Here is a 255-nt window from a genome sequence, read left to right as displayed (position 1 = left end):
CGGTTTGATAAGTTACTTAGTAAAAAGAAACATTACTGGGAAAAACGTTTAGCCAGTAGAAGACTACAAGCTCAGAAAGAAATAGCTTGGGATAAACACGATAAAGTTCTTATTCCTAGAGAGCTTAATGACTTTAAAAACTATCTGAAGGCACGGCATATGGTGGCAAAGTACAATGAGAAAATTGCCAACCAACGGAATAATTATTGACATGCTTTAACAAAAGAACTAGTAGAGCAATATGACGTGATTAAA

Annotated in this window: 1 pseudogene; it reads left to right on the top strand. The window is 34.5% G+C overall.

Annotation, left to right across the window (positions count from 1 at the left end):
• Nucleotides 1-210 (top strand): annotated as a pseudogene (locus tag KH893_RS12925) (RNA-guided endonuclease TnpB family protein); the annotation flags it as partial.
• Nucleotides 211-255: the final 45 nt, after the last annotated feature.

It is taken from the genome of Liquorilactobacillus sicerae (assembly GCF_029916425.1).
Taxonomy (GTDB): Bacteria; Bacillota; Bacilli; order Lactobacillales; family Lactobacillaceae; genus Liquorilactobacillus; species Liquorilactobacillus sicerae.
This window is presented reverse-complemented; position numbering and strand designations above follow the sequence as displayed.